We start from the raw sequence: 25,377 nt of genomic DNA on the forward strand, positions 1-25,377 counted from the left end.
GATTTTCGGTAAGTAGTAGTTCACCACATTGATTTTGACAAGTTGGCCAGATCCCCGACTTTTTTAAAAAGTCGGGGATCTAACCCCTCGCAACCTGTCAAAATTTGCGTGGCGAAGTAGTAGTTAGTCTCAAAACCGCACTTTGTACAAGTCGAAGAATTCTCCTGATTGCCGTGCAATTACTTTACCATCAGCAGCTTTGATGATTTTTTCCCATTCTGCGATCGCCTCTAAAAATACTTCAGCGTCCAAATAAGTTTCTAAAACCGCCCAATCTTCAGCTAACGGTTGTTCTGGATTGAGGATGTCAAACACAAAATATCCGCCTGGTTTCAAGACTCGTTTGACTTCTGCTAATACAGCACTCCAATATTCCAGTGGAAAATAGCAGCTAAATCCTGTGGCGATCGCTAAATCAAACTGATCATCAGAGTAGTTTAACTGATGTGCAGGGCCTAATTCGACACCTTTGAACAGCTTCGAGTTCAACTGCGAACCACGGGAATTGAGAGCCTCTCGTGCTACAGTACTGATTTCTTGTCCATAAAAATACGCTTGCCAATCTCGCCAAGGATAGATCAAAAAGCTGACACCGCAGCCTATATCCAAACAGTGCTGGTTTTTTTGTGGTTGAGCTATTTCCCAAAAACTAGAAACTATTTTTGCTGCTAATATCCCACTCACCCACTCCCGATATATTGGCATTGTCTGCACTTCTGTTGGCACGTCAAAAGATTGATTTTCATACTGTCGGTTAAAGCGATATGCTACTTGCGCTAACCTCACCTGCCATTTATCTGAGTAATACATATTTTTTGTGTTGGGCTTTTGAGATGCTTTATATCATGTCAGCTTGAACACTTGTATTATCCGCCCGTGTCGGTAATGGGTAAATCTAATTTCTGAGTCCTAAATCTAATTTCTGAGTCCTAAATCTAATTTCTGAGTCCTAAATCTAATTTCTGAGTCCTAAATCTAATTTCTGAGTCCTAAATTTAATTTCTGAGTCCTAAATTTGATTTCTGAGTCCTAAACTGATATCTTGCACCAACCTTGTATCCCGCCTCAGCCTCAGAATTAATTCTGAGGCTAGTAGCATAAGTCCGTTAAAACGGACTCAAACATCGTCCTAGTCAGATTTATCTGACTTTAGCTATTAGCCAATAAATTTATTTCTTGGCGGGATGAAAAGCTGATGCAAGATATGAGCCGACCACTAGCGCGGCGACGCACTAGCAAAATATGAAACAAGCACATTTTTATCATCTTTCTAAAAGTCTTACTGTATAAGGGTTATAAAATGTGCAAGTTAAGAGTAAACCAATACGGTTCAGATTTGTGTAGAGACGTGCCATGGCACGTCTGGTACATTTTTATTGGTTGCTCAATTTTTCAACAACCGTAAACCACTCAGGGTAACTAACACAGTAGATCCTTCGTGTCCGACTACACCAATGGGTAAGTTAATATCACCCAAAAAGTTGCCAATTAACAGTAAGAGAATAAATCCTAAAGCAATGGTAACATTCTGTTTGACTATTACTTGCGCTCTTTTACCCAAGCGCATCGCTACTGCAATTTTCTCTAATTTATCTGCCATCAAGACAATATCCGCCGTTTCTAATGCTACATCACTTCCTGCTTTCCCCATGGCAATCCCTACAGATGCTTGAGCTAGGGCTGGTGCATCATTGATCCCATCACCTACCATGGCGACTGTTTGATACTCTTGTTGTAAACGACGAATTACATGCAGCTTGTCTTCTGGTAGTAATTCTGCATACACTCGATCTACTCCCAACTCCCGCGCTACACTTTCAGCAGTTTGTTGATTATCTCCTGTCAACATGACTATTTGCTCAACTCCCAATTTTTTCAGATGAGAAATAGTTGCTGCTGCTTGCGATCGCACTGTGTCAGCAATAGCTATAATACCTAACACTTGATATTGCTGTGATTTTTTTTCTGCTATCCAAACAACTGTTTTCCCTTGTAACTCAAAGTTGGTAGCTATCTCAATTAAGTTTTTAGGTAAATCAACAACATATTTTTGGACAAAATTATCTTTCCCGGCGATAACTTCTTGGTGATTTACAATACCTATAATTCCCTGTCCAGGGAAAGCTTGTACTTCTGTTGCAGCTGTCCAATCTAGGTTTTTTGCTGCTTTGACAATTGCTTCACCAAGGGGATGTTCGGAACGAGATTCTACAGAAGCGGCAGTTTTTAATACATATTCTTGTGTATATTCACTAGCAGTAATTATTTCACATACTTCTAAGACTCCTGTTGTGAGAGTACCAGTTTTATCAAAAGCGATCGCTCGTACTTTCCCCATCATTTCTAGTTGAGAGCCATTTTTAAACAAAATTCCCTGTTTCGCACCATTCGCAATTCCCGAAAGTAAGGTTGGCATAATTGCAGCCATTAATGCACAGGGAGAAGCCACCACCAAAAAAGTCAAAGCCCGATAAATTGCTGTTTCCCAGTCCCAATTCCACAGGAATGGTGGCAAAATCAACAGCAGTACGCCAGCAATTATAATTACCAGTGCGTACCCTCGTTCAAATCGTTCAATAAACTGTTGGGAAGGAGGTGTTTCTGTTTGTGCTTGTTGTACTAAACGAATCACCCGTTGAATTAAGCTACTTTCTGGTGCTTGATGCAGCTTTAACTTGAGCGCCCCATAGCCATTTAACGTACCTGCAAATACTTCATCACCGACTGTTTTCTCGACGGGTAAAGACTCGCCTGTAATTGCAGCTTGGTTGAGAGTACTGTAACCTTCCACAATTACCGCGTCTGTGGGAATTAATTCTCCTGGCTTGACGATGATTTCATCTCCTAAGTGTAACTGCGCGATCGCAATTACTTCTTCTTTGCCTTGACGCACAACTGTTGCCGTATCTTGTGTTAAGCTCATCAAACTCTGGATACTGCGTTCAGTTCGCCGCATTGCATAACCTTCTAGGGCGCCACTAATAGCAAAGATGAGAATCAAAATAGCCCCATCGATAATTAAGTAATATTCTCTTCGCCATAAACCCAACCCCGCTGCACCAAGGGCCGCTACTATCATCAGCAAATCTACATCCAGTTCTTTTTCTTTGATTAAAGTCGTGAGTCCTTCACGGGCGCTTTCGTAGCCACCAACAACATAAGCGATGGGTAACAGCAACAACGCCCATCCCAAAAAGCCAAGATGTAAGGCGAACCATCCGCAAAATAAAAACAACCCACACACGAGGGCTGCTAAAGTATCTGCATGTTCTTTGGTTAGTTGATGCAACCGTTGTGGATAAAGCATGAGAGTCGATTAGTATTGACTCTCTTACGCTAAACTTTGACATCAATGTTAATGTCAAGTTTGTTTAGTTGATCAGGATGGCTGAAAATCCATGAGGTATATCGCCGTAGACTGAAGTTGAGATTGCTTGAGTTGGTACAAGATCAGAGAAAACACATATGAGTGAAAACCGCAGACTGGACGCCTTTTCCCTAGCGGCTTTGCTGGTATCTGCCCATTACGGCTTGGGGTTTATTTTGGGAACTGCTGAACAATCATTGACTTTGGGTGTAGCTGGTAGCCTTTACGCCGTCTGCATTGCTGTGGGTACGATTGCGATGATGGGGTTGGCAAAGTTTTATTGGACAAAAGTTGAGCAAATCTGGACTTTGCTCGGTTCCTACTATGGGAATAAAGTAAAAATCTTTGTCGGATTGATGTCGTGGGCCTCTCTGATTGGAATAGCAGCCGTCCAGTTGATTTCTGGGGCGTTCATTCTCAAGGTCTTGGGACTATCAACGCTACCCACAATGTTGGGAATGGCTATTTTAATTACAATTATTTCTTTGCTACCTATCGAAAAAGCTAGCTGGATATTTCGAGGGCTACTGGTTCTGAATTTTTTGTCTCTACTCTATGGACTTTGGGCATTGCACGCAATACCCGATTATATGCGATCGCCTTTAGAATTCACTACCTCACTTGAACTTGTAAGCCCAACAAAAAAAATCGGCATTTCGCTATCTACAATCCTGCTACTTCTAGTAGACATGAGGTATCAGCAATTTATTGTCCGCACAAAGGATATGGCAAATGTATATCGAGGTTGTCTGTTAGCAGCAATTTCATTGTTTTTACTTGCCTTATTACCTTCCTCGGTTGTGGTAGCAGCCCTAAAGATGGGAATTTTGCCTGCTGGTATTGATGGTAAACAAACCCTTCCCTTTATCTTGTCGTGGATTGGTGGTGGAATTGATCAGCCTTTGGGTTTTATTCTAATGGCATCTCTGTTAGTTCCAGCCTTAGGTGTTGGCAGCAGCACATTACGAGTGCAAACCAAGACTATCTTGGATTTCCAAATTCTGCCTGCGTCCAAATATAGTCGGTTGCTGATTACAATCACAAACGCTTTGTTAAGTTTAATTGTTGCCCTCAAAGGTGGTGAGATTGTCTTTCTGATAGTAGCTTTTTATGCAGCCTATGTAGGGGCAGTGATTGTTCCTTTTATTGCCTACCTGCTTTCTCAAACAGGATATTATACCTTCTCTAAAGTTAGCGTCAGGCTTTCTTTGATTGCAAGTAGTATCTCAAGTTTTCTAATGCTGACTGTAACTTTTATTTACCCCAGTGCTGCACTTTTTGGTAGCGTTGAATTGAGTATTATGGGAATAGGAATTTTACTGGGAATGTTAAGTTTGTTTCTCGGTGAGGTGATAGACAAATATTTTCCTACAACCAATATAGAGGAAAAACTGTGAATCAATTAATCCTATTCGCAGAGCAATCACCCAGGTACAAGCCAATACGCAATCGATTAAACCGCCCTTGGCCAAAAAAATTAGTGGAGAAGTATTAATAGCACTCAGTTCAGCCACGATTGAACTCACGTTCTAAATCATCAAAATCAACGGCAAAGACATCAACTTGTTCGCGGGCGAGAGCCGCAAGAAAGTCCCGGCGGTTTAACCCAGCAACGGAGGCTGCTTTTTCCATTGAAATTTCCTGCTTTTGATACCAGTAGATAGCAGCAGCGAGGCGCATGTCACGCACAAATTCTTCTGGAGCGAGGCGACGGGCGCTAAATACTTCTTCGGGTAAGTTAATCATGACTGACGACATAAATTATGTCCTAAAATGCTGATAGCAATACGTGTATCATTAATGATATCAATAATGCCCAAAACTAAGCCCTGTCAGAATAAAAAACTTGCTAGTTTGCGGATAAAATCCGCAAACACATCTTCTTTGTTCAAAGTCCAAATCAATTACTAAATTGTGAAAATTAAGTTACATACCTTTAAAAATTGACTTTAGGAATCTCTTCGCGCGATTCAATCATGATTTGCATGGTTTCAACTGCTAAATCGCGTAAATCATTATTCAGAAAAACCACGCCTTTAGAACCAAACCAGCGGTCAAAGATAGTAACATTTCGTTTCTCACCATCCACGAATCCTTGCATGAACTTGTAGAGAGTATAGTTAACTGAGTCTAGAAATCTAGAGTTATTCTCAGGAACCATACATGCAATACCTTCTCTAGAGTATGGGCGATCTGGTACTACTTGAAAAGCATCCGGGTTTTTCGTTGTTCCTAACCATCCTTCTAACAAAATGCTATCTGATGCAAAAGCATCAATTTTTCCCTGTTGCAAAGCAGCATATCCTTCGGCGCGGTCTTTTAATAGGACTAGTTTTGCTTGGGGTTGGACTCGCTTGAGGGCTAATTCATTGGTAGTTTGGCTCAGTACACCAACACGTTTACCGATTAAAGACTCAGGAGAACCTAAATTACTTCCCTTTTTGACTAACAATTGAGTACCAGTAGCACCATAACTCAGTGAAAAATCTACTTTTTTATCCCGTTCCCAAGTAAAACTGCTAGCATCGCAAACAATATCCACTTGTCCATTGAGAATTTTTGGAAGCCGTTCTTCTGGTTTCACTGTTACCAATTGCAATTGAATTTTTTTTCCCAGTTCCTTTTCTAATTGTTCTTTAACCAGATTCAACATATCTACGGAATAACCAACCAATTGTCCCTGATTACTGGTATAGGCAAAGGGAATTGCATCTTTGCTAGTACCTGCTGTTAGTACTCCTGTCCGTGCTATTTTTTCAATCACTGTTTCGGCTTTAGCAACCGCAGGTGTGAATATTGTGAACAAAAGACTCAAGGTAGTTATCGCCGCCAGATTTTTATACATCTTCAATCTTGCAAATATTGCTTTTTGTCGGCATATTGTACAAGGATGTTCAATACTAGTAAAGTCGGTTTTTATATAACCTGGGCTTTGTCAAGCTAAATTTTACTAATTAAGTTTTTGGTTAACAACTTTGATTTATAAATTACGTTTTGTAACATTAAACTTAATAATCAATAATTATATTTACCTTGAGATAGATATACAATATAAAGAAATATATGTTACTTTATCTATTTAAGTAGAGTAAGTCAGCCTAATCTAGCGAATGACAACGCTAACGCTGGAGCGGAGGAACCATATTTTGGGGCGTATCTCAGATGAGAAGGACATCTCTCAGTCCTAGCCCGTCAGCTAACTTCGTAGGCATTGAGAGGAGACTGAAGAGGCAGCATTTTTTGAATGTTTAACCTCATCAGGTTCCTTGGCTGGTACTGCTCAGGTTTCTTGTACCTGCACTTGACTCTGTTGAGGTTGCATCAAATGATATTTCAATTGAATCTGGCTGCAATATTTGCAGTTGCTGGTCAAACTGTTTGGAAAAAGGCAAAACCTTTTGTTCTCAAAGATGTAATCTTGTACCCTGCTCTGGGATTATTGGGGATTATCCTCTTGTGGTGGGTGATTGCGCTAGCGAATCACGAATTAATGCCTACTCCCCCAGAAGCATTGGTTGCTAATTTGGACTACATACTCAATCCTTTTTATCAACGCGGGCCGGGGAACTTGGGAATAGGTTGGTTGTTATTGGCAAGTATTAGACGGGTGTTGCTGGGTTTTTTATTGGGTGCCGTGGTGGCAATTCCTGTAGGCTTTCTGATTGGCATGTCTAGGTCGGCAATGCTAGCAATAAATCCGATCATTCAGATTTTTAAACCCGTATCCCCCTTAGCTTGGCTACCTATTGCCTTAGCCATATTTAATTTGGCAGACCCTTCAGCGATTTTTGTGATTTTTATCACTTCTTTGTGGCCGACTATTATTAATACTGCTTTGGGAGTTTCTAGCGTTTCTAAAGATTATTTAGATGTGGCGCAAGTGTTAGAAATGCCCCGTTGGCGACAGATTACTAAGATTATTTTGCCTGCAAGTTTGCCGTACATTTTTACAGGTTTGCGGATTAGTTTAGGAATTGCTTGGTTAGTAATTGTTGCGGTGGAGATGTTAACAGGTGGTATTGGTATCGGCTTTTTTGTTTGGGATGAATGGAGCCGTTTAAATTTGAGTTCTGTGTTTCTTGCTGTGTTAGTAATTGGCTTAACTGGGTTAATTCTTGATTATGCTGTGGGCAAAATTCAAGAATTCGTAACTCATCGTCCGAAAACTGCAAATTAAGAGAATAAAAATTGGGTCATAGAGCCGCAAAATGAACAGAAACGCCTAATTTTTGACGTCAGTTGTTGTGCTGAGAATATCTTCTAAAACTGATATTTAGGCTTGAGGTTGGCTAAGAATAATTAATAACCAGTGGAGCTTAGGACATGAGTAACGCCGACCAAAATTATTGGCATCGACGAGACTTTATAAAAGGAATAGGAGCAACAGCAGCGGGAATGGTGCTGTCTTCCTGTGCAATCTCAGGCGATCGCTCTGCGAAAGGACTGACGGAAGAAGCTGCGGCGATTAAACCTGTAGTCAATCCCGGAACTTTAGAAAAACCAAATATAACTGTTGGTTACGTTCCTGTTAACGACTGTGCGCCTTTTGCGATCGCTTGGAAAAAAGGTTTTTTCCGCAAATATGGGTTGAATGTCACACTCAATCGGGAAGCAAGTTGGGCGACATCGCGTGACGGATTGATTTTTGGTCGCCTTGATGCTTCGCCTGTGGTGTCTGGTGCTGTTACTAATGCCAGAATTGGCGCAGAAGGGGCGCGTCACGCTCCCCTGTGTGCAGCGATGACTATTCACCGCCATGGTAACGCCATGACGATGAACAAAGCCATGTGGGATTTTGGGTTGCGTCCTTGGTACGAATACAAACAACAACATGGCGATCGCGCTTTGGAAGCTTTTGGTCGTGATTTTAGAAACTATTTTGAAAAGCAGCCACCAGAACGCAAAGTCTGGGCGGTAGTATTAAGTTCTGCGATTTACGAATACTTTATCCGCTACGTATCTGCTGCTGCTGGTGTCGATCCTTTCAAAGAGTTTCGTGTAATCATTGTTCCTCCACCGCAGATGGTGACTAACGTACGGATTGGTGCAATGCAAGCCTACATGGTTGCAGAACCCTGGAATACACGAGCAATTACTGGTAATGAAGGTGTGGGATTTACCTTTGCTCAAGGTAAAGAAGTCTGGTTGGGACACCCAGATCGATTGTTGGGGGTGATGCAATCTTTTATTGACAACTACCCAAAAACTTATCGTTCTCTAGTGAAAGCGATGATTGAAGCTTGTCAATATTGCAGCAAACCTGAAAACCGCAAAGAAGTTGCAGAACTGCTCACGGATCGTTCATTTACGGGTGCTAAACCTAAAAAACCGGGTGCGCCAATCACCAAGTTTACAGGCCCCGCAATTCTCGGTAACTACAACTATGGTGGTTTTGATGGCAAAGATCGCACAATTAAAGCTACAGATAACACTATTTTCTTTGATATTCCTGACAATCTTCCCAAAGAATCTGGTGAAAATTCTACATTTTTGTGGAGATCCAGAAGTATTTGGTTAATGACACAAGCTGCTCGTTGGGGACAAATTAAGGAATTTCCTAAAAATGCGGATAAATTAGCCGCACAAGGCTGGAGAGCAGACCTTTATCGAGATATCGCGGCAGAAATGGGTATTGAGTCCCCAAAGGATGATTACAAAGTCGAATCACCAGAAGTATTTATCGACAATAAAGGTTTTGATCCCAGTGATCCTGTAGGGTATCTCAACAGTTTTGAAATCAGAGCCAATGCTCCCACTCGTTTTTATATGTCCTGATTGACTGCTAAAAAATTGTCAAACATTCTCCTAAATTTTGGAGCTTACTATGACTAAATCTACTTCATTTTCTATGATTGATAAAGAAATATTCCACAATACACCATTTTTAGAAATAGAAAATCTAGTCAAATCTTATCCAACAAATGGTAATGGTAAGTTTGTCGTCTTAGATCATGTGAATCTCACAGTCAGCGAAGATGAATATATTTCTGTAATTGGTCATTCTGGCTGTGGTAAATCAACACTGCTAAAAATTGTTGCTGGTTTAGAAAAAGCAACAGCTGGCTCTGTACGACTTGATGGCAAAGAAATTCGTAAACCTGGTGCAGAACGCATGATGGTGTTCCAACAGTATTCATTGTTACCTTGGTTAACAGTGAGAGAAAATATCCGCTTGGCTGTGGATGAAGTACTCAAAAATGCTAATCGTGCAGAAAAAATAAGCATTGTTAACGAACATTTAGCAATGGTAAATTTGACTGCGGCAGCAGATAAATATCCTGATGAAATTTCTGGAGGAATGAAACAAAGAGTTGGGATTGCTAGGGCTTTAGCAACTCGACCAAAAATGTTATTAATGGATGAACCTTTTGGTGCTTTAGATGCTTTAACTCGTGGAAAATTACAGCGCCAAGTTTTAGATATTTGGGAAAATCATCGTCAAGCAGTCATGATGATTACTCATGATGTTGATGAAGCTATTTATATGTCCGATCGCATCGTTTTAATGACGAATGGTCCATCTGCTAAAATTGGAGAGATTCTAAAAGTACCTTTTCCACATCCACGCGATCGCGCCGAGATGCGAAATTCAAAAGAATACTACGAACTCCGCAATTATGCACTAAATTTCCTTGAGCGGAATTTTACTACTGATGAGTAATTATTTGTTAGTAAATAGTAAATAGTAGCTCGTAGATAGTAGTTAGTTGTCTGTTGTTTGGAATGAGTCATTTTTACCCACTAACAAGCAACCATCAACTAGCAAACATCAACTACCAACATCCAATTTTGATTGCAAAGAAGTGAATGCTGTGAATATCAAACCCATGTTAGTGCGTTTGCAAGACGCGATCAATAGAGATGACTTAATTGAGCAAATGTTATTGCACTGTCACCCAATAACATCTTTTTTAGAACAGGCTGAATCTACAAAATCAATCAATTTTATAGTTGGCTATAACAGTTCTCCTAATAGCCACACTGCGTTAGATATAAGCTTGTTAATGGCTCATCAAACACGTTTAGCTACAAATTCACATGTTCTAGTTCAAGCTGTTTATGTGTTAGAAGAATACTATACAAATGATTTCTTTGATATTTCGCCAACACAGGAATTTCAAACAAGTGAATCATTTGAGCATTTTTCAACATATTGCCCAATCAGTTTACCATCAAAAAATGTTCAAACTCCTGTCTTAACTCAAACAAATAAGTTTGCACAAGCAGAAAGAATATTATGGCAAGCACGTTGTCTTGCTGAAGAATGGCAGAGTTATTTTAAAGCTCATTTGCGGTTTGGTTGCGTAGCCGATGAACTAAAGAAAGTAGTTGCATCAGAAGCAGCAACTATATTATTTTTAGGCTGTAAATCAGCTAAACATCCAATTGTGCAGAAACTTGGTTCTAATTTCCCTTGTTCGGTAGTGGGTATACCCACTTGCATTGATGAAGAATGAAAATTCAAAGCTTGTAATAAGTGTTCATTAATAAGCAAATACTACACTTCTGCTGCACTGACTACAAGCTTATATCATTGTTGATTTTGGATTGGGATAATTTGTGTGTATATAGGTTCTGGAAATCTATTTGTTGTAACCATTTTTAAAATTGGGATTAAATATGATTATTCATTAATTGGTTTCGCTCTCTAAATAAGAATTACTAAAAACTCATACATTTAGATTTAAAATTGCAACAAAAATTAAGTTTTTCACTTTGATATTCTATATAAAACACTAAATAATTTATTTATTAAACTGGAGCCACCTATACTAGGTAGCTTTTTTCGTTTAATATGCAAAATATTAGAGGAGTGAGCAGGAAATACTGCTCAGTGTTTAACATTAGCTAACAAGTTTAAACACTAAGTAAAATAAATAACTAATACATGACGAGGTTCACGAGTTAACTTTCATTGTGCCAAGTTACTGAAGTGTTAATTGAATCCAGGAGCAATTTGTGGAAAACTGGCAAGCTATTCTGAGCGTTTTGACTTTTATCACTGTCATTGTTTTTATTATGACAGAGTGGATACATCTGACAATTGCAGCATTGTTAGGTGCTTTGTTACTAATATTTACCAATGTCATGACTTTACAAGAAGCTATTGGCTATATAGGTAAAAGTCACGGCACACTCGGTTTATTTTTTGGCGTGATGGTACTGGTACGCGCATTTGAACCGACAAAAATATTTGATTATTTAGCAACTCAAATAGTGCTACTAGCTAAAGGAGAAGGTAAACGTTTGTTACTTGGTATTGTGGCGATTACCACTCCTATTTGTGCAGTTTTACCTAATGCAACAACAGTGATGCTATTAGCACCATTAATTCCGCCAATGGCTCAAGAAGTTGGGGTAAATTTTGTACCATTATTAATTCTAATGGTGTTCATTGCTAATAGTTCTGGATTGCTCACGATAGTGGGTGATCCAGCAACATTTATTGTGGGTGATGCAATCAATCTTAGCTTTACAGATTATCTATGGCGCTTGAGTATGGGAGGAGCGATCGCTGTTATTACTGTGATTGTTGTCTTGCCATTTTTATTTAGCAAAATTTGGCATAAAAAATTAGACAATCTAGAAGAGTTGCCACATCCTCAAATTAATCACCCACGTGTTTTATCACTAGGAGCATTAATCGTAGCTCTCGTATTAGTGTTTTTTGTGATTGGAGAATCTCTTCCTATACCGATTTCACCAGCTGCTGTAGCTTTACTGGGAGCAGCTTTAGCAATGCTGTTGTCACATCACAGCAAAATAGATTCAGTTAATCATATCTTGCGGGATGTTGATTGGAGTACATTGATATTTTTTATGAGCATATTTGTGCTAATTGGAGGGCTAGAAAAAACTGGCGTGATTAACGGTTTATCAGGAGTATTAGCAATTATTTTGGGAAAAAATATTCTCTTAGGTTCACTGATTTTAATATTTTTGATTGGGTTTTTGTCTAGCGTAGTTCCTAATATCCCTTTAGTAGTAGCAATGGTACCGTTACTCAAACAATACGTTGTTAACGTTGGGTTAGCGCCAGCAGAAGTTCTCTCACCAGACTTTCAAGGACAGTTTCCCCCAGAAGTCTTACCACTTTTTTATGCAATGATGTTTGGTGCTACTTTGGGAGGCAATGGAACTTTAGTCGGTGCATCGTCTAACATCGTAGCAGCCGGGATTGCTGAACAACATGGACGCCGCATTTCCTTCAAAACTTTTCTGCACTACGGTATTCCCGTCATGCTATTGCAACTATTAACCGCATCAGTGTATGTGCTGGTTCGCTTTTTAATCTAGTGATCTCTGTGTCATTAGTTCTGAGTTGACATCTTGCACCAATTGCAATCAGCCGTCAAATAAATTTTCGGCTAAAAGCTAAAACTCATTAAAATCAGTTAATTTGCAATACTCGCGCTGCGGTGCGATCAGCAAGCTACGCAACCCCAGAAACTTAGATGCAGCCTGGTTTTAGGGGTTTGGATCTGTTGCTTGATTTTGGAGAATTGGTATAAGGCTGTTAAAACACCCCGTGTCGCGTTTTTGCCCCGATTTGAAAATCTGGGGCTACCACGCTCCCGCTAGTTTTTTAGTGTGTGATTATATTCTTTTTTCCGTTTCTTTATTTAGAAACCATATTACGTTAATATATATTTCCAGCTTTTAACAATATAATATGTTGCTCAATACAAGGGTGCTACTCTAGAAAGTAATACTTTAACAAGGTTTAAGACAAGAATAATAGATTGTCTTAACATATAACGAACTAGAGCTAAACTAACTTACAACCTAGCAAGGATTAAAAATATGAGTTCGGTGGAAGGAGAAAAATTTAATCATAATTTTGCAGACTCAACCCCAGGTGGTTTAGTTCCAAGCATAAATCAGGCTGCAATAAGTAATAACTTTGGCGAAATTAGCAGTTTAGATAAAGTCAGAGATATTCTTTTTGGCGGTCAGATGCGAGAACTAGAAAAAAAGTTTACGCGCTTAGAAGATCGTCTAATTAAAGAATGTGCTAGCTTACGAGATGAAACAAAAAAACGTTTAGATTATTTAGAAAATTATATCAAAAATGAAATTGAAGCCGTAAATGGTCAGATAAAAAGCGAACAATCAAAACGAGAGGAAGCTATCACAATACTCAGCGAAGAACAAAAAGGAATCAATCTTTCTATAGAAAGAAAACTCTCTCAATTTGATGAACAAGCAGCGACAAAAACACGTGAGTTACGTGAACAACTTCTTAGTCAATCTCAAAGCCTACAAGATGATATTCGTCAAAAATACGAAGAAATTCTAGCACTACTGCAACAAGAGTCTCAAGAAATACGTGCAGAAAAAACAGACCGTTCCACTCTTGCAGCTATGTTTACAGAATTAGCAATACGGCTGAATTCTCGATAGTAGAAATGGAATGAGGACAAGGAGGACAAGGAAGATAAGGAGGACAAGGAGGACAAGGAGGACAAGGGAGATAAAGCAGAGAAGACAAAACTAAAAAACTACTAATTAATAACAACTAATACTAACTACTAATACCAATCCTCTATAAACTTGCACTTAATGAATAACTCTGTCTTCCTTGGTGTTCTTGGCGCTCTACCGTTCCGGTAGGCGCGTAGCGACTTCTGCAAGTAGCCGCTTGCGCGTCTATGGCAGTTTGTTTATAAATATTAAGTGCATCTTCACAGAGAAATGGTATAACTAGTTTCTGATTTCTAGTTGCGAATATTTATTTCCAATATATTTTTCACAAAAATGCAACTCAACATAGATTGTGAGTTGAATAGTTTCGACAATGAATGAATATTATCCTGATGAATTAACGTACAAATCATCCGAAGTTTCTAATGATGGGAATTCCCATGAAACTTTACCTCTAAATAACAATCACAAGGAAGTTACTGATGAATTAAATGAACTCCGCAGTCTGCTTTTGGGGGTAGAAACTGCACAACTTGATAAACTATACGAGCGATTAGAAAATCCTCAAATTCAAGCAGAAGATATTAGTCGTTTGCTTCCAGAAGCTGTAATTTTGGGAACAATACAAGGTCAAAAATTAGCCGAAGCAATGGTTCCCACAGTTGAAAAAGCAATTCAATCTTCGGTTAAGCAAGATTTAAATGTTCTTTCTGAAGCATTTTTCCCGATAATTGCTCCTGCTACTCGTAAAGCTATTGGTACAGTTCTAGATCAAATGATGCAATCTTTGAATCAAACACTAGAACATAGTATGTCACCACAAAGTTTTAAGTGGAGACTAGAAGCACGACAGACGGGAAAAACTTTTGCTGAAGTTGTTCTACTACGCACCCTCATTTACCGAGTGGAACAAGTACTTTTAATTCACAAAGAAACTGGATTATTGCTGCAACATATTTTAGCGCCACAGGTAGCTGCTCAAGATCCTGATTTAGTTTCTGCTATGTTGACAGCTATTCAAGATTTTGTCAAAGACTCTTTCAATGTGAAAAAAGATGAGGTGTTGCAAAGTTTGCAATTTGGGGAACTAACTATATGGATTGAGGAAGGGCCACAAGCAGTATTAGCAGGTATAATTCGAGGAAATGCTCCTCAAGAACTACGATCAGTTTTTCAAAACACAATAGAAAAGATTCATCTGAAATTGCATAGAGAACTTCATGATTTTACAGGTGAAACAAAATTATTTAGTATTAGTAAACCTTATCTAGAGGAATGTTTAGAAGCAAGGTATAAAGTTCCATCCAAGAAAAAATATATCTATGCATGGAGTTTATTCGGTGCGATCGCACTTGCACTTGGGATATGGAGTTTTTTTAGCTTTAGGGAACAATTACGTTGGAATGCGTATCTAGAAAAACTTAACTCTCAGCCTGGGATTGTTGTGATTCAAGCTAAGAAAGGATATGGAAAAAACTTTATTTCTGGAATGCGCGATCCGTTATCTACAGATCCGTATTTACTAATGCAACAAGCTAACATTAATCCTAAAACAGTGATCAGTCAATGGCAACCTTATGTATCCCTTGAGCCACAAATAATAGCAAAAAGAGCCGCCGAGTTACTGCAAGCTCCCAAAACTGTATCACTCAGAGTTGACCAAAATGGTGTTCTTTATGCTACAGGAAATGCACCACGCCAATGGATTTTGGCAGCCAAAACATCTTGGCATTTTATTCCTGGTATCACCCAATACATTGATAAAGATTTACTTGAATTAGATCTACAAGAATTGCAATTATATAAACAAAGAATTGAGCAGAATCAACTCTTATTCATTGAGGGAACTACTGAATTTTTACCAGGTGAAGGTGATAAATTACCAGATATAGTATTCGCAATTAAAAAATTATCCAGTGTAGCCAAATCTTTAGACAAAGATGTGCGTTTTGAAATCACAGGACACACAAATATAACTGGAACAGAGCAAAGAAATATGATACTCAGTCAAGCCCGTGCTAGTAAAATTATCGCTTATCTAAATTCTCAAGGCATCAATACAACTAATTTTACTACCGTCGGTGTAGGGTCAAGTCAACCTTTAAACAGAGAACTTACAGAGCAAAATCAACAAGTTAATCGTAGGGTATCTTTTAAGGTATTCTTAATTGATGCCCATAACTGAAGGAACAATACTCATGCTGCAAAAAAAGATTTGCATGGTAGGTGCATTTGCAACTGGTAAAACTAGTTTAGTAGGAAGATTTGTTCACAGTATTTTCTCTGAGAAGTATCAAACAACAGTCGGTGTAAAAATTGATAAAAAAACAGTAAATATTCAAGGTCAAGATATAAACTTTATTCTTTGGGATTTATATGGAGAAGATGAGTTTCAAAAAGTACGTATGTCGTATTTACGTGGTGCATCAGGGTATCTCTTGGTAGTAGATGGAACTCGAAAAAATACTCTCGAAAAAGCTTTCAACTTACAAATTAAAGTAGAAAATACTATTGGAACCGTTCCATTTATACTTATACTCAATAAGTGGGATTTAATAGAAGAATGGGAAATTAATGATGCCGAAATTAATGAAGTTGTGCAAAGGGGTTGGACTGTTATTAAAACGAGCGCGAAGACAGGTTTGGGTGTCGAAGAATCTTTCCAAATTCTTGCTAATCAAATTTTATAAATATAGGGAATTATTGAAATTAATATATATTTAGTTAACAAAAAATCAATAATTTATACAATAAAATCTATGTTAATTGACGCCCATTTTTAAGTAATTATAAAATTAATAATATTTCATCACAAATACATTTAACAAATTGTGTCTATCATGAGCGACTCTATTACAGCAGATGTGTTTGCTGCTTTAGATACTTTAGTCTTAGAGAGATTAAACTTTGGACGCTTTAGAATTACTGGAACTCCACCAGATTGGTTACAACGATTTTGTCGTCATCAAGTTAAATCTGGAATGCAAATACTCATACCGCAACAAGAGTTTCCCTTTTTAGAAAATTTTCTGATAGATGCTGAAGAGTTATGGAACAAAAATGACAAAAATCAATTGAAATCAGGTATTTGGTATCAATTAGATTTATCTGGCAAAGAATATCATTTTGAAGCTACAGCAATGTGCGTTAAAAAGAATAAAATATTATTAATTCAACTATTAGAGGAAGAATATGAAGAAAAAAGAAATTTGATTCAAAAAGCTAGAGAGCATCAACTCAATTATCAATACATGATGAAAGAGAACCAAAAAAAAGATATTTTGGTTCACTGTATTATACATGATATTGCTGGGCATATCAGTGGAATTAATTGCTGTTTGGCGCTGTTAGAAACTGAAAATTTAACACCAAAAGCTAGAGAATATTTAGAAATTGGGAAAAAACAAACACTCCAGGAAGAAAACTTGATTAGAGATATATTATATGCATTTTCTGCCGAAGTTAATTCTCTAGAATCTTTTACTATAGATGCTGAATTAGCTCCAAATATTTTAACTTCTGCCCAAGAAGTTATTCAACTTTTATCACCCACTTTTTTACTGAATAAAGTCAAATTGCAACTTGCAAATAATATTGACACAACAGCAGATTGGAGGGTTATAGGTGATAAATCACGTTTGAATAGGATTATTGCAAATTTGGTAGAGAATGCTTTTCGCCATAGTCCAGCGAACTCCACAGTTATAATTACTTTACAGCAACAAGAAGATAGTATTCTTGTGACTATAGATGATCAAGGTATTGGTATTTCAGTAGAAAAAGCTAAAAATATTTTTGATAAGTTTTCCCAAGTTGGGAAGTCAGGTAAAGTTGGACTAGGACTATACTTTTGCCGAATCACAGTAGAACGTTGGGGTGGGAAAATAGGCTATATTCCTCTTGATAGAGGAGGTTCCCGGTTTTGGTTTAGGCTGTTAAAACCGAAATTAAATAATCAAGAGTAAAGTGCATTAGTAATACCACAATGCACTAAATTATAGAAAATATGGCACTTTATAAAAAGTATTAATATACCCTAGTACTCGACTACATTAATTTTCTATATAGATCCCCGACTTCTTATAGAAGTCGGGGATCTACCTCTCCACTATTGAGTTGGGCTAAAGTATTGATAACAAACTAGTTGGTCTTTGAATAATCGGTTAACAGACTTAACCAATGAAGTGTAGAACATCACGTAATACGCTGTAACCAGCTAAATCCCAAAGTAAGTAAGCAAGAAAACCTATCATTGCCAAGCGACCGTTCCATAGTTCTGCTTGGGGATTTAGACCAAAGATAAAAGCATTGCGGTCAATACCGTTGTAAGCATTAGCTACTGGTGGTAAATCTGTAGAAGGACGTTTTTCACGAGTTTCCATTTTTTTGTCTCCTTTAAAACCAATACTGTTCAGTGAAAGTGCATCATCGCATCGTTGCAGAGAGTTGGTATTAATAACCAACAATATGTAAAACATCACGTAACACGCTATAACCAGCTAAATCCCAAAGCAAATAAGCAAGAAAACCGATCATTGCCAAGCGACCGTTCCATAGCTCTGCTTGGGGATTCCAACCAAATAGAAAAGCATTACGATCTTTGCCGTTATATTCCGTAGCAATTGGTGGTAAATCTGTAGAAGGACGAGTTTCCATTGTGCCTCCGAACTTATTCTATGGATTGCTTAATTTCTTTGCTATTAGCTATTACTTATTGATCATTTTTTAAGCTGAATAACTAATAACTAATTTCCTGTTTTCCGAACTACTTGTTACATATGTTTACTTTAGCTAGGAATTATTTGCTTGCCGTATTCCTATGGTTACAAAGTCTAGGCACTCCTAATGGACGATAATTCAATCTGTTTTTAAATGCAGGAATATACCCTAAGAGGGTGAAAAAATTTTATTTCTAAATAAATATTAAATTTAACAATAACCTAAGGGATATCACGCAAATAATCTCAATAACTGCAAACTGAGGTATTAGTGACAAAAACTTATATCTAATGCAGTAGATAGTATCAGACCTGGGGCGGATGCTGTAATAGCCTAAATTCCACGATTCTGAGCTAAGGAATTGTGTATGGCGAATGATATAGATGTAAAACCTAATTAGCATTTTTTTATACCAGATTAGTTAAAACATAGAGGAAAAAAATAGAATGTTTCAGAGTACGGTAACAACGCTGGAACTCTACCAGTCTTTATTTTGGATAGCGCAGGTGACAGTAGAACCACAAGGTATTTCACCAGCGCAAGCATCAGTTGCGATTTCAGGGCCGCGTTTTTTTACTGCTTTAATTTCCGGTGTGATCCTGGCTTTTGCGTTTCAGTTGGTATTAACTAACCTGTCAGTTGCAGCAGGTATTTCCTACTTAGGACGTCCATCTGATGCAAATTCAGATCATGGGGAAGTTGGCAGTTTCGGGGGAACTATCCGCAAAATTGGTACAGCAGTTGGAATATGGACTTTAATCACAGTTACTATTGCCCTAGCGATCGCTTGCTTTTTGGCAGTTAAAATGAGTCTGGTGATTTTTAGTCCAGGACTGGGTGCAATTCTCGGTTTAGTAATTTGGGGTGCATACTTCTTATTGCTAGTGTGGGTGAGTTCCACCACAGTCGGCTCTTTAATTGGTAATGTCGTAAATACTGCAACTTCCGGCTTTCAGGCAATTATGGGAACAGCTACCGCCGCCTTGGGTGCAAAGGCTGTTAACCAGCAGGTAGTAGCCACCGCTGAAGCCGCCGCAGTCGCCGTTCGCCGAGAATTAGGTAGTGCGATCGACCCTACTAGTGTCCGCGAAAAAGTCGAAGATTATCTAGAAATGCTACGTCCACCGGAACTAGATATGTCTAAGATTCGCGGTGATTTTGAAAGATTGTTGAGTGATCCCCAAGTCAGAGATATCGCCACTTCTGGCGATATTCGCAATATTGATCGCCAAAAATTTATTGATTTAGTCAGCAGTCGCACCGACCTATCAAAACGTGATGCTAACCGGATCGCTGATACTTTATATAGTGTTTGGCAACAAGTAGTAAGTCAAACTCCCTCCCAAGATAAAATGGCTGAGTTGGTTGATTATCTCAAATCACTCCAGCCAGGACAAGCAAACACAGACGAACTCAACCGCAAACTCGATCAGTTAATGGCGCAAATGCGTTATGCGAAAGAAGCAGACCAAAGAGCAGCCCAAGAAGCGACCCCTGGTCCGATTCAGCGAACATTACAACAGGGATTAACAGCTTTGACTGGGATTGTGTTAGGAAGGACTGATCTCTCAGATTTAGATGTTGAAAAAATCTTGGGTGCTTTAACTACAGCCAAAGATAAAGTCGGCGAAAAAGCAGATCAATTAGGACTACCAACACCAAAAAAACCTTACAGTCCGATTCGTGCAGATGTAGAAAACTACCTGTTAAGTACCTATGCTTGGCAGTTAAGCCAAGAGAGAATCGCTCAGGATTTCCGCAATGTGATCTATGATCCTGCTGCTGACCCTGGAACAGTGCGCCGGGAATTAGAACAACTGTCTCGCAGTGATTTTGCTCATATCCTGCAACAGCGTGGACTTTTGACCCAAGCAGAAATTCAACGTATTGTTGACCAGTTAGAAGCTGTTCGCCAAAATGTTTTAGTGACAGTCACAGCTGAAGAAGAAAGAGAAATTGTACAGGACTTGCAACGCCGAGTAGAAAGTTATTTACTCGTCACTCCCAAATCAGAATTAATTCCAGAGGGAATTGAACAGAACTTTAAACCACTGTTGCAAGACTCCGACGCAGATTATCAAACCCTGTCTCGCCGTTTAGCATTGTTGGAGTGTCAAGAACTGCGGGAAATACTGCTAGAACGGAATGATATTTATCCAGAAGAAGCAGACATAATTCTCAACGAACTGGAAAGACAACGCGATCGCGTCCTGATTGAATCCAAAGGACTCGCAGATCAAGCCAAATATCAAGCCGAAACCCTGTGGCTAAATTTAGAGTCATATCTGCGTAATACTGGCAAAGAAGAACTCAATCCCAACGCTATTAGAGCCGAATTAACAAGATTACTGCAAGATCCCCAAGCTGGAGTTGCAGCACTGCGGGCGCGTCTGTCTCGTTTTGACCGAGATACCTTAGTCAAATTGCTGAGTCAGCGCCAAGATTTAAGCGAAGACCAAGCCAATCAAATTATTAGCACAGTTGAAGATTCTTGGCATGGTGTTCGTCACGCACCGCAAGCTGTAGCTGATAAAGCCAAACAACAATACGACTCAGTCACAACTACCATCGCTGATTATTTGCGAAACACAGGTAAAGATGAACTCAACCCCGAAGGAATTCAACGGGATTTGAATCGACTGTTGCAAAATCCGAGAGAAGGAGCGATCGCTCTCCGTCGCCGTTTGTCTCAGGTAGATAGAGATACATTAGTAAAATTACTCAGCCAACGTCAAGATCTATCTGAAGCACAAGTTAATCAAGTCATTGATTCTGTTCAAGACACAATTCGCAATATCGTCCGTTCACCTCGTCGTTTGGCGACTCGGACACAACAAAGGGTCGAAACATTCCAAACTTATTTAGAAGAATATTTACGCCGCAGTGGCAAAGACGAACTCAACCCAGAAGGTATTAAACGCGACTTGTATTTGTTATTGCATGATCCGCGTGTAGGTATGGACAGTTTGAGCGATCGCCTAGCTCAATTTGACCGTTCTACAATTATCACCTTGCTGAAACTGCGCGAAGACCTAAGTGACGAAGAAGCAGCGCGGATAGCTGATACAATCTTCTCTGTCCGCGATTCCTTTGTAGAGCAAATACGAGCAATTCAACGACGCATTCAAGACACCATCGACTCAATTTTTGCCCGTATTCGTAGTTATCTTAACTCCCTAGAACGTCCCGAATTGAACTATGATGGTATTAAGCGGGATGTTCGCACATTGTTTGATGATCCCCAAGCTGGATTGGATGCTTTACGCGATCGCCTGTCTTCTTTTAACCGCGAAACCTTGGTAGCAGTCATGAGTTCTCGTGAGGATATCTCAGAAGAAGATGCAAATCGGATCATCGACCAAGTTGAACGAGCGCGTCATACTGTTCTACAACGAGCAGAACGACTGCAACAAGAAGCCCAGCGACGCCTAGAAGACGTGAAGCACCAAGCCCAAAAACAAGCCGAAGAAACCCGCAAAGCAGCCGCCTCAGCAGCCTGGTGGTTATTCGCTACAGCCTTAATATCGGCAATATTCTCAGCAATTTCTGGAGCAGTAGCAGCGATCACTGCATAGGAAATTCACAAAAGTAATCAAAAGTTGTCTCCGCTAAACCTACTGTAGCCTCTCAAATTTGAGAGGCTTTTTTAATAAAATTCTTACTTGGTGTCTTGGTGTCTTTGTGCCTTGGTGGTTAAAAAAAATGAACCACTAAGACACTAAGACACAAAGAATTTCGGGCGTTGCTGAATTTGGTCATGAATTATGTTTGTGTACATATTTGTCGTTCGATACAAAATCCTTGTAGAGACGTAGCATTGCTACGTCTACATAAGCGTGAATTATAAATTCATATCTTGATTCAGCAACGCCGCATTTCCTAATATCCGCGATCGCTTGCTTTAGAACTCTCATCGTCTTCTATTGCACGTTGTTCATACTCAGCAATGATGCTCTTAATATCATCAGCTGCGATATCGGCTTGTTCTGATTTAGTGTAAATAGTCAGCAGAATAATACCTGTTGCTGTTTTGACGTAATAAATGAGACGATAACCACCACTTTTACCTTTTTGAATATCGCTATTTCGGACTCGCAGCTTAAAAACTTCATAACCAATCCCAGATATCTGATCTCCAGGTAATTCCCCCCGTTCAAGTTGTGCGATTACGGGTTCTATATCATTACGAATACTCCGATATTTCTTAGCGAGGGTGCGTAGATTTCGGTTAAACGTTGGTGCGGCCTCAACTCGAATAAATGGTTGCTCAGACATCCTCAAGTCCTTCCCAAAGTTGAGCCACAGGAATTGTTTGTCCGGTCATGGCTTCCTGCCAAGCTTGGCGAAAATCTTCTAGAATATCTTTTTTAGACTTACCATCTTCATCGATTTCTGCTGCTTCTGGGATGAGTACAATTACTTCAACGCGGCTGTTCTTATCCGTAATTAAGGGCTGATCTAAAGTAAGTTGCCCATGCTCATCAATGGTTGCCATAACTTTAATGGCTTTCATAGGTACTCAATAGTTTGAAATTACCAATATTAATGTAATTGAATTCGCCCTCTCGTAACCGAAAGAGCGATAGTCCACTAATTGTCCAACTTTTCCCGAAATACCTAACGTGATTTAATATCCGCGATCGCTCCTTTGGTCATTGCGGCGATCGCTTTATCAGTAGCTTTAGGCAAATGATAATATTTTCCTCCAGCTGTTTTGGCTATTTCTTTGGCAAAACCAGTGGAAACAAACTTACTTTCGGTATCAATCACCAATAATTGCATTCCTAAAGCTCGAATTCTCGCAGCAATATCTAACAGTTCGGCTTTAATATCTGGCTTTTCTCCTGGTTCTTGGGGTTCGCCCAAAGAACGCGACAAGGGAATATTACCCCGACCATCGGTGATCGCTACCAGTACAACTTGACCAATATCTCCACTCATTTGAGCATTTAATCCCACCCGCACAGCTTGTGTTAAACCGTGTGCTAGTGGTGAACCGCCGCCACAAGGTAATCTCTCTAAACGGTTTTTTGCTAAAGCGATCGAACGTGTCGGTGGTAACAAAACTTCAGCCTGTTCTCCCCGGAAGGGAATCAAAGCTACTTGGTCACGATTTTGGTATGCTTCTGTCAACAGTTGCATCACTGCACCTTTAGCAGATTGCATCCGATTCAACGCCATTGAGCCAGAAGCATCGACAATAAATACTACCAACGCTCCAGCTTTACGTGCTAGCCGCTTCGAGCGAACATCGCCTTGTTCAATAAATACGCGCTTTTGTGAATCTCCTTGATGGCGAGCGCGTCGTGCTTTTTGATACGGGGCTGCGGCTCGCATTGTAGCATCTACGGCAATGCGGCGAACTTTACCTTTGGGTAGCATTGGCTTGATGTAACGTCCCCGATCTTCGGAGAAGATTAAACTCCGACTCCCTGATTTACCGTGTCGCTGTGCCATCTGAGCAAAATAAAGCACACTCTGATCTAGGACGACTCCTTCGGGGTCAAAGATAAATTCTTCGGGAATATTCGGTGGTTCTTGTTGTTCTTCGTTATCTTCCTCTTCCTCCTGTTCTTGTTCTTCGTCGTCAGATTCTTGTTGATCTTGGGGAGGAGGTGGTGGTGGTGGGGGTTGTTGTTGGTCAGGTGGGGGTGTCTGGATTTGAGTTGCCCGTGGTACAATGACTAATTCCACCGCTCGACGCAAATCATCGGCGTTGACTTGGGTGCGTCCATCCAAGGCCGCTGAAGCTTTCGCCACCCGCACAGCAAATAATTCCGCCCGATGTCCTTGGACACCACCGCGAATTGCTTCTTCTACCAAGTAGGTAATTTGGTCGTGGGTGATGCAGACATCTTTTAACCATTCCCGCGCGAAGATAATTTGAGTTTTGAGGGCGTCGATATCTTCGCTGTATTGCTGGAGAAATTCTTGGGGAGATTGCGAGTAGGCGATTGCTTGTTCGACTGCTTGCACTCTTTGGTCTAAACCCAAAACCCCATCCGCAGAAAGCACAATCGCAATTCTATCGAGTAAATGCTCTCGCAAAGCTCCTTCTTCTGGGTTATATGTAGCGATAAATAGCGGTTTACAAGGATGCTGGAAACTTATACCTTCCCGCTCAATTTGGTTGCGTCCCTCAGATAAGACTGATAAAAGTTGGTTGCTAATTTGGTCATCTAATAAGTTTATTTCATCGACGTAGAGAACGCCCCGGTTTGCAGCGGCGAGTAGTCCTGGTTGAAAAATAGTTTGTCCTTGTTTTACCGACTGTTCTACATCTACAGAACCGATGAGTCGGTCTTCTGTTACTCCCAAAGGAATTTGGATGAAGGGTGCAGGAATAACTTCGGTTAACACATTTTCTGTAGAGACGCGCCATGGCGCGTCTCTACACAATTCATCATCCCATTCTTCTGGGTGGTTGGGGTCACAGTTGCTGAGTGAACCTTTGACAACTTCAATCGGTGGTAGTAGAGCGTGAATTGCACGCGCCATTACAGATTTTGCCGTACCACGACGACCTGCGATCGCTACTCCCCCCAATCCCGGATCAACTGCTGCTAAAAGTAAAGCGAGTTTGATTGCTTCTTGACCGACGACAGCAGCCAAGGGAAAAGTGGTAGTTGTAGCAGTTATAGTAGGCGCAGGCATGGTTTTTATAGTAGTTTATCTAGGTTTTTAGCTTACCAAATCTGGGAGATTACTGGTCATCCGATTTTGGATTTTGGATTGATTCCACGGATCAATCCGGGAGTACCATTGATACATTCGCAATGTAGGGCGATGCATTAACAATGTAGGGCGATGCATTAACAATGTAGGGCGATACATTAACAATGTATGGCGATACATTAACAATGTAG

Annotated in this window: 21 protein-coding genes and 1 riboswitch; of the genes, 11 read left to right on the top strand and 10 right to left on the bottom strand. The window is 39.7% G+C overall.

Going from position 1 to position 25,377, the window contains the following annotated elements; all coding sequences use genetic code 11:
* Positions 1 to 129 precede the first annotated feature (129 nt).
* Together B4U84_RS16290 and B4U84_RS16295 are read right to left on the bottom strand one after the other, a co-directional pair.
* On the bottom strand, positions 130 to 810 hold the full coding sequence (locus tag B4U84_RS16290; RefSeq protein WP_131119461.1) for a class I SAM-dependent methyltransferase: 681 nt from the start codon (positions 808 to 810) through the stop codon (positions 130 to 132).
* 574 nt (positions 811 to 1,384) lie between these two features.
* Positions 1,385 to 3,307 carry a heavy metal translocating P-type ATPase gene (locus B4U84_RS16295; RefSeq protein WP_131119463.1) on the bottom strand — a complete coding sequence of 641 codons (1,923 nt, stop codon included), beginning with the start codon at positions 3,305 to 3,307 and terminating at the stop codon, positions 1,385 to 1,387.
* Positions 3,308 to 3,465: 158 nt separating this feature from the next.
* On the opposite strand from B4U84_RS16295, the gene B4U84_RS16300 reads away from it, so the two are divergent.
* Positions 3,466 to 4,764 carry an SLC5/6 family protein gene (locus tag B4U84_RS16300; protein WP_131119465.1) on the top strand — a complete coding sequence of 433 codons (1,299 nt, stop codon included), beginning with the start codon at positions 3,466 to 3,468 and terminating at the stop codon, positions 4,762 to 4,764.
* A 109-nt stretch (positions 4,765 to 4,873) separates the two neighbouring features.
* Here B4U84_RS16300 and B4U84_RS16305 read toward each other — a convergent pair whose 3' ends face one another.
* Together B4U84_RS16305 and B4U84_RS16310 are read right to left on the bottom strand one after the other, a co-directional pair.
* On the bottom strand, positions 4,874 to 5,125 hold the full coding sequence (locus B4U84_RS16305) for a UPF0175 family protein (RefSeq protein WP_131119467.1): 252 nt from the start codon (positions 5,123 to 5,125) through the stop codon (positions 4,874 to 4,876).
* A 178-nt stretch (positions 5,126 to 5,303) separates the two neighbouring features.
* A complete protein-coding gene (locus tag B4U84_RS16310; protein ID WP_131119469.1) occupies positions 5,304 to 6,212 on the bottom strand; it encodes an amino acid ABC transporter substrate-binding protein in 909 nt (302 codons plus the stop codon).
* A 240-nt stretch (positions 6,213 to 6,452) separates the two neighbouring features.
* Positions 6,453 to 6,593, top strand: a riboswitch (cyclic di-AMP (ydaO/yuaA leader).
* Between the two features lie 99 nt (positions 6,594 to 6,692).
* On the opposite strand from B4U84_RS16310, the gene ntrB reads away from it, so the two are divergent.
* The 9 genes from ntrB to B4U84_RS16355 all read left to right on the top strand — a co-directional run bounded on the left by ntrB (position 6,693) and on the right by B4U84_RS16355 (position 17,757).
* On the top strand, positions 6,693 to 7,544 hold the full coding sequence (ntrB, locus tag B4U84_RS16315; RefSeq protein WP_017310157.1) for a nitrate ABC transporter permease: 852 nt from the start codon (positions 6,693 to 6,695) through the stop codon (positions 7,542 to 7,544).
* A 146-nt stretch (positions 7,545 to 7,690) separates the two neighbouring features.
* The gene (locus B4U84_RS16320; protein ID WP_131119471.1) at positions 7,691 to 9,142 is read left to right on the top strand and encodes an ABC transporter substrate-binding protein; all 1,452 of its coding nucleotides are present in this window, start codon (positions 7,691 to 7,693) and stop codon (positions 9,140 to 9,142) included.
* Between the two features lie 49 nt (positions 9,143 to 9,191).
* Complete coding sequence (locus B4U84_RS16325; RefSeq protein WP_165490308.1) at positions 9,192 to 10,028, top strand: ABC transporter ATP-binding protein; 837 nt, start codon at positions 9,192 to 9,194, stop codon at positions 10,026 to 10,028.
* 166 nt (positions 10,029 to 10,194) lie between these two features.
* Positions 10,195 to 10,824 carry a universal stress protein gene (locus tag B4U84_RS16330; protein ID WP_131120992.1) on the top strand — a complete coding sequence of 210 codons (630 nt, stop codon included), beginning with the start codon at positions 10,195 to 10,197 and terminating at the stop codon, positions 10,822 to 10,824.
* 502 nt (positions 10,825 to 11,326) lie between these two features.
* Positions 11,327 to 12,664 carry an ArsB/NhaD family transporter gene (locus tag B4U84_RS16335; protein WP_131119473.1) on the top strand — a complete coding sequence of 446 codons (1,338 nt, stop codon included), beginning with the start codon at positions 11,327 to 11,329 and terminating at the stop codon, positions 12,662 to 12,664.
* A 507-nt stretch (positions 12,665 to 13,171) separates the two neighbouring features.
* Positions 13,172 to 13,771: a hypothetical protein gene (locus tag B4U84_RS16340; RefSeq protein WP_131119475.1), complete on the top strand. Its 600-nt coding sequence runs from the start codon at positions 13,172 to 13,174 to the stop codon at positions 13,769 to 13,771.
* A gap of 394 nt (positions 13,772 to 14,165) precedes the next feature.
* Positions 14,166 to 15,977 carry an OmpA family protein gene (locus B4U84_RS16345; protein ID WP_131119477.1) on the top strand — a complete coding sequence of 604 codons (1,812 nt, stop codon included), beginning with the start codon at positions 14,166 to 14,168 and terminating at the stop codon, positions 15,975 to 15,977.
* 13 nt (positions 15,978 to 15,990) lie between these two features.
* Positions 15,991 to 16,482 carry a Rab family GTPase gene (locus tag B4U84_RS16350; protein ID WP_131119479.1) on the top strand — a complete coding sequence of 164 codons (492 nt, stop codon included), beginning with the start codon at positions 15,991 to 15,993 and terminating at the stop codon, positions 16,480 to 16,482.
* A gap of 150 nt (positions 16,483 to 16,632) precedes the next feature.
* Positions 16,633 to 17,757 (top strand): sensor histidine kinase, encoded by a 1,125-nt coding sequence (locus tag B4U84_RS16355; RefSeq protein WP_131119481.1) that lies wholly within the window; start codon positions 16,633 to 16,635, stop codon positions 17,755 to 17,757.
* 207 nt (positions 17,758 to 17,964) lie between these two features.
* Here the strand turns inward: B4U84_RS16355 and B4U84_RS16360 are convergent, their stop codons facing one another.
* Both B4U84_RS16360 and B4U84_RS16365 read right to left on the bottom strand, forming a co-directional pair.
* Positions 17,965 to 18,174, bottom strand: coding sequence for a chlorophyll a/b-binding protein (locus B4U84_RS16360; RefSeq protein WP_026081856.1), 210 nt, complete (start codon positions 18,172 to 18,174; stop codon positions 17,965 to 17,967).
* 70 nt (positions 18,175 to 18,244) lie between these two features.
* Positions 18,245 to 18,448: a chlorophyll a/b-binding protein gene (locus B4U84_RS16365; RefSeq protein WP_009457290.1), complete on the bottom strand. Its 204-nt coding sequence runs from the start codon at positions 18,446 to 18,448 to the stop codon at positions 18,245 to 18,247.
* Between the two features lie 509 nt (positions 18,449 to 18,957).
* Between B4U84_RS16365 and B4U84_RS16370 the strand changes: the two genes are divergently transcribed.
* Positions 18,958 to 22,086: an ABC transporter permease gene (locus B4U84_RS16370; protein ID WP_131119483.1), complete on the top strand. Its 3,129-nt coding sequence runs from the start codon at positions 18,958 to 18,960 to the stop codon at positions 22,084 to 22,086.
* Positions 22,087 to 22,390: 304 nt separating this feature from the next.
* Here the strand turns inward: B4U84_RS16370 and B4U84_RS16375 are convergent, their stop codons facing one another.
* The 4 genes from B4U84_RS16375 to B4U84_RS31205 form a co-directional block, all read right to left on the bottom strand.
* Positions 22,391 to 22,786, bottom strand: a complete 396-nt coding sequence (locus B4U84_RS16375; protein WP_131119485.1) for a type II toxin-antitoxin system RelE/ParE family toxin — start codon at positions 22,784 to 22,786, stop codon at positions 22,391 to 22,393.
* Positions 22,779 to 23,024 (bottom strand): type II toxin-antitoxin system RelN family antitoxin, encoded by a 246-nt coding sequence (locus B4U84_RS16380; RefSeq protein WP_131119487.1) that lies wholly within the window; start codon positions 23,022 to 23,024, stop codon positions 22,779 to 22,781. The genes B4U84_RS16375 and B4U84_RS16380 overlap by 8 nt, the downstream gene beginning before the upstream one ends.
* A 104-nt stretch (positions 23,025 to 23,128) precedes the next feature.
* Entirely contained in the window at positions 23,129 to 25,165 is a 2,037-nt protein-coding gene (bchD, locus tag B4U84_RS16385) for a magnesium chelatase ATPase subunit D (RefSeq protein WP_131119489.1), read from the bottom strand.
* 27 nt (positions 25,166 to 25,192) lie between these two features.
* A partial coding sequence (locus B4U84_RS31205; protein ID WP_207390963.1) for a hypothetical protein occupies positions 25,193 to 25,377 on the bottom strand: 185 nt, incomplete at its 5' end.

The organism is Westiellopsis prolifica IICB1 (genome assembly GCF_004323185.1).
Classification (GTDB): Bacteria; Cyanobacteriota; Cyanobacteriia; order Cyanobacteriales; family Nostocaceae; genus Pelatocladus; species Pelatocladus prolificus_A.

Excerpts from the sequence above, each read along its gene's own strand:
- B4U84_RS16345 (WP_131119477.1), top strand. The coding sequence starts at position 14,166 with ATGAATGAATATTATCCTGATGAATTAACGTACAAATCATCCGAAGTT.
- B4U84_RS16305 (WP_131119467.1), bottom strand. The coding sequence starts at position 5,125 with ATGTCGTCAGTCATGATTAACTTACCCGAAGAAGTATTTAGCGCCCGT.
- B4U84_RS16325 (WP_165490308.1), top strand. The coding sequence starts at position 9,192 with ATGACTAAATCTACTTCATTTTCTATGATTGATAAAGAAATATTCCAC.
- B4U84_RS16365 (WP_009457290.1), bottom strand. The coding sequence starts at position 18,448 with ATGGAAACTCGTCCTTCTACAGATTTACCACCAATTGCTACGGAATAT.
- B4U84_RS16290 (WP_131119461.1), bottom strand. The coding sequence starts at position 810 with ATGTATTACTCAGATAAATGGCAGGTGAGGTTAGCGCAAGTAGCATAT.
- bchD (WP_131119489.1), bottom strand. The coding sequence starts at position 25,165 with ATGCCTGCGCCTACTATAACTGCTACAACTACCACTTTTCCCTTGGCT.
- B4U84_RS16380 (WP_131119487.1), bottom strand. The coding sequence starts at position 23,024 with ATGAAAGCCATTAAAGTTATGGCAACCATTGATGAGCATGGGCAACTT.
- B4U84_RS16295 (WP_131119463.1), bottom strand. The coding sequence starts at position 3,307 with ATGCTTTATCCACAACGGTTGCATCAACTAACCAAAGAACATGCAGAT.
- B4U84_RS16340 (WP_131119475.1), top strand. The coding sequence starts at position 13,172 with ATGAGTTCGGTGGAAGGAGAAAAATTTAATCATAATTTTGCAGACTCA.
- B4U84_RS16375 (WP_131119485.1), bottom strand. The coding sequence starts at position 22,786 with ATGTCTGAGCAACCATTTATTCGAGTTGAGGCCGCACCAACGTTTAAC.
- B4U84_RS16330 (WP_131120992.1), top strand. The coding sequence starts at position 10,195 with ATGTTAGTGCGTTTGCAAGACGCGATCAATAGAGATGACTTAATTGAG.
- B4U84_RS16300 (WP_131119465.1), top strand. The coding sequence starts at position 3,466 with ATGAGTGAAAACCGCAGACTGGACGCCTTTTCCCTAGCGGCTTTGCTG.
- ntrB (WP_017310157.1), top strand. The coding sequence starts at position 6,693 with ATGATATTTCAATTGAATCTGGCTGCAATATTTGCAGTTGCTGGTCAA.
- B4U84_RS16350 (WP_131119479.1), top strand. The coding sequence starts at position 15,991 with ATGCTGCAAAAAAAGATTTGCATGGTAGGTGCATTTGCAACTGGTAAA.
- B4U84_RS16310 (WP_131119469.1), bottom strand. The coding sequence starts at position 6,212 with ATGTATAAAAATCTGGCGGCGATAACTACCTTGAGTCTTTTGTTCACA.
- B4U84_RS16370 (WP_131119483.1), top strand. The coding sequence starts at position 18,958 with ATGTTTCAGAGTACGGTAACAACGCTGGAACTCTACCAGTCTTTATTT.
- B4U84_RS16360 (WP_026081856.1), bottom strand. The coding sequence starts at position 18,174 with ATGGAAACTCGTGAAAAACGTCCTTCTACAGATTTACCACCAGTAGCT.
- B4U84_RS16355 (WP_131119481.1), top strand. The coding sequence starts at position 16,633 with ATGAGCGACTCTATTACAGCAGATGTGTTTGCTGCTTTAGATACTTTA.
- B4U84_RS16320 (WP_131119471.1), top strand. The coding sequence starts at position 7,691 with ATGAGTAACGCCGACCAAAATTATTGGCATCGACGAGACTTTATAAAA.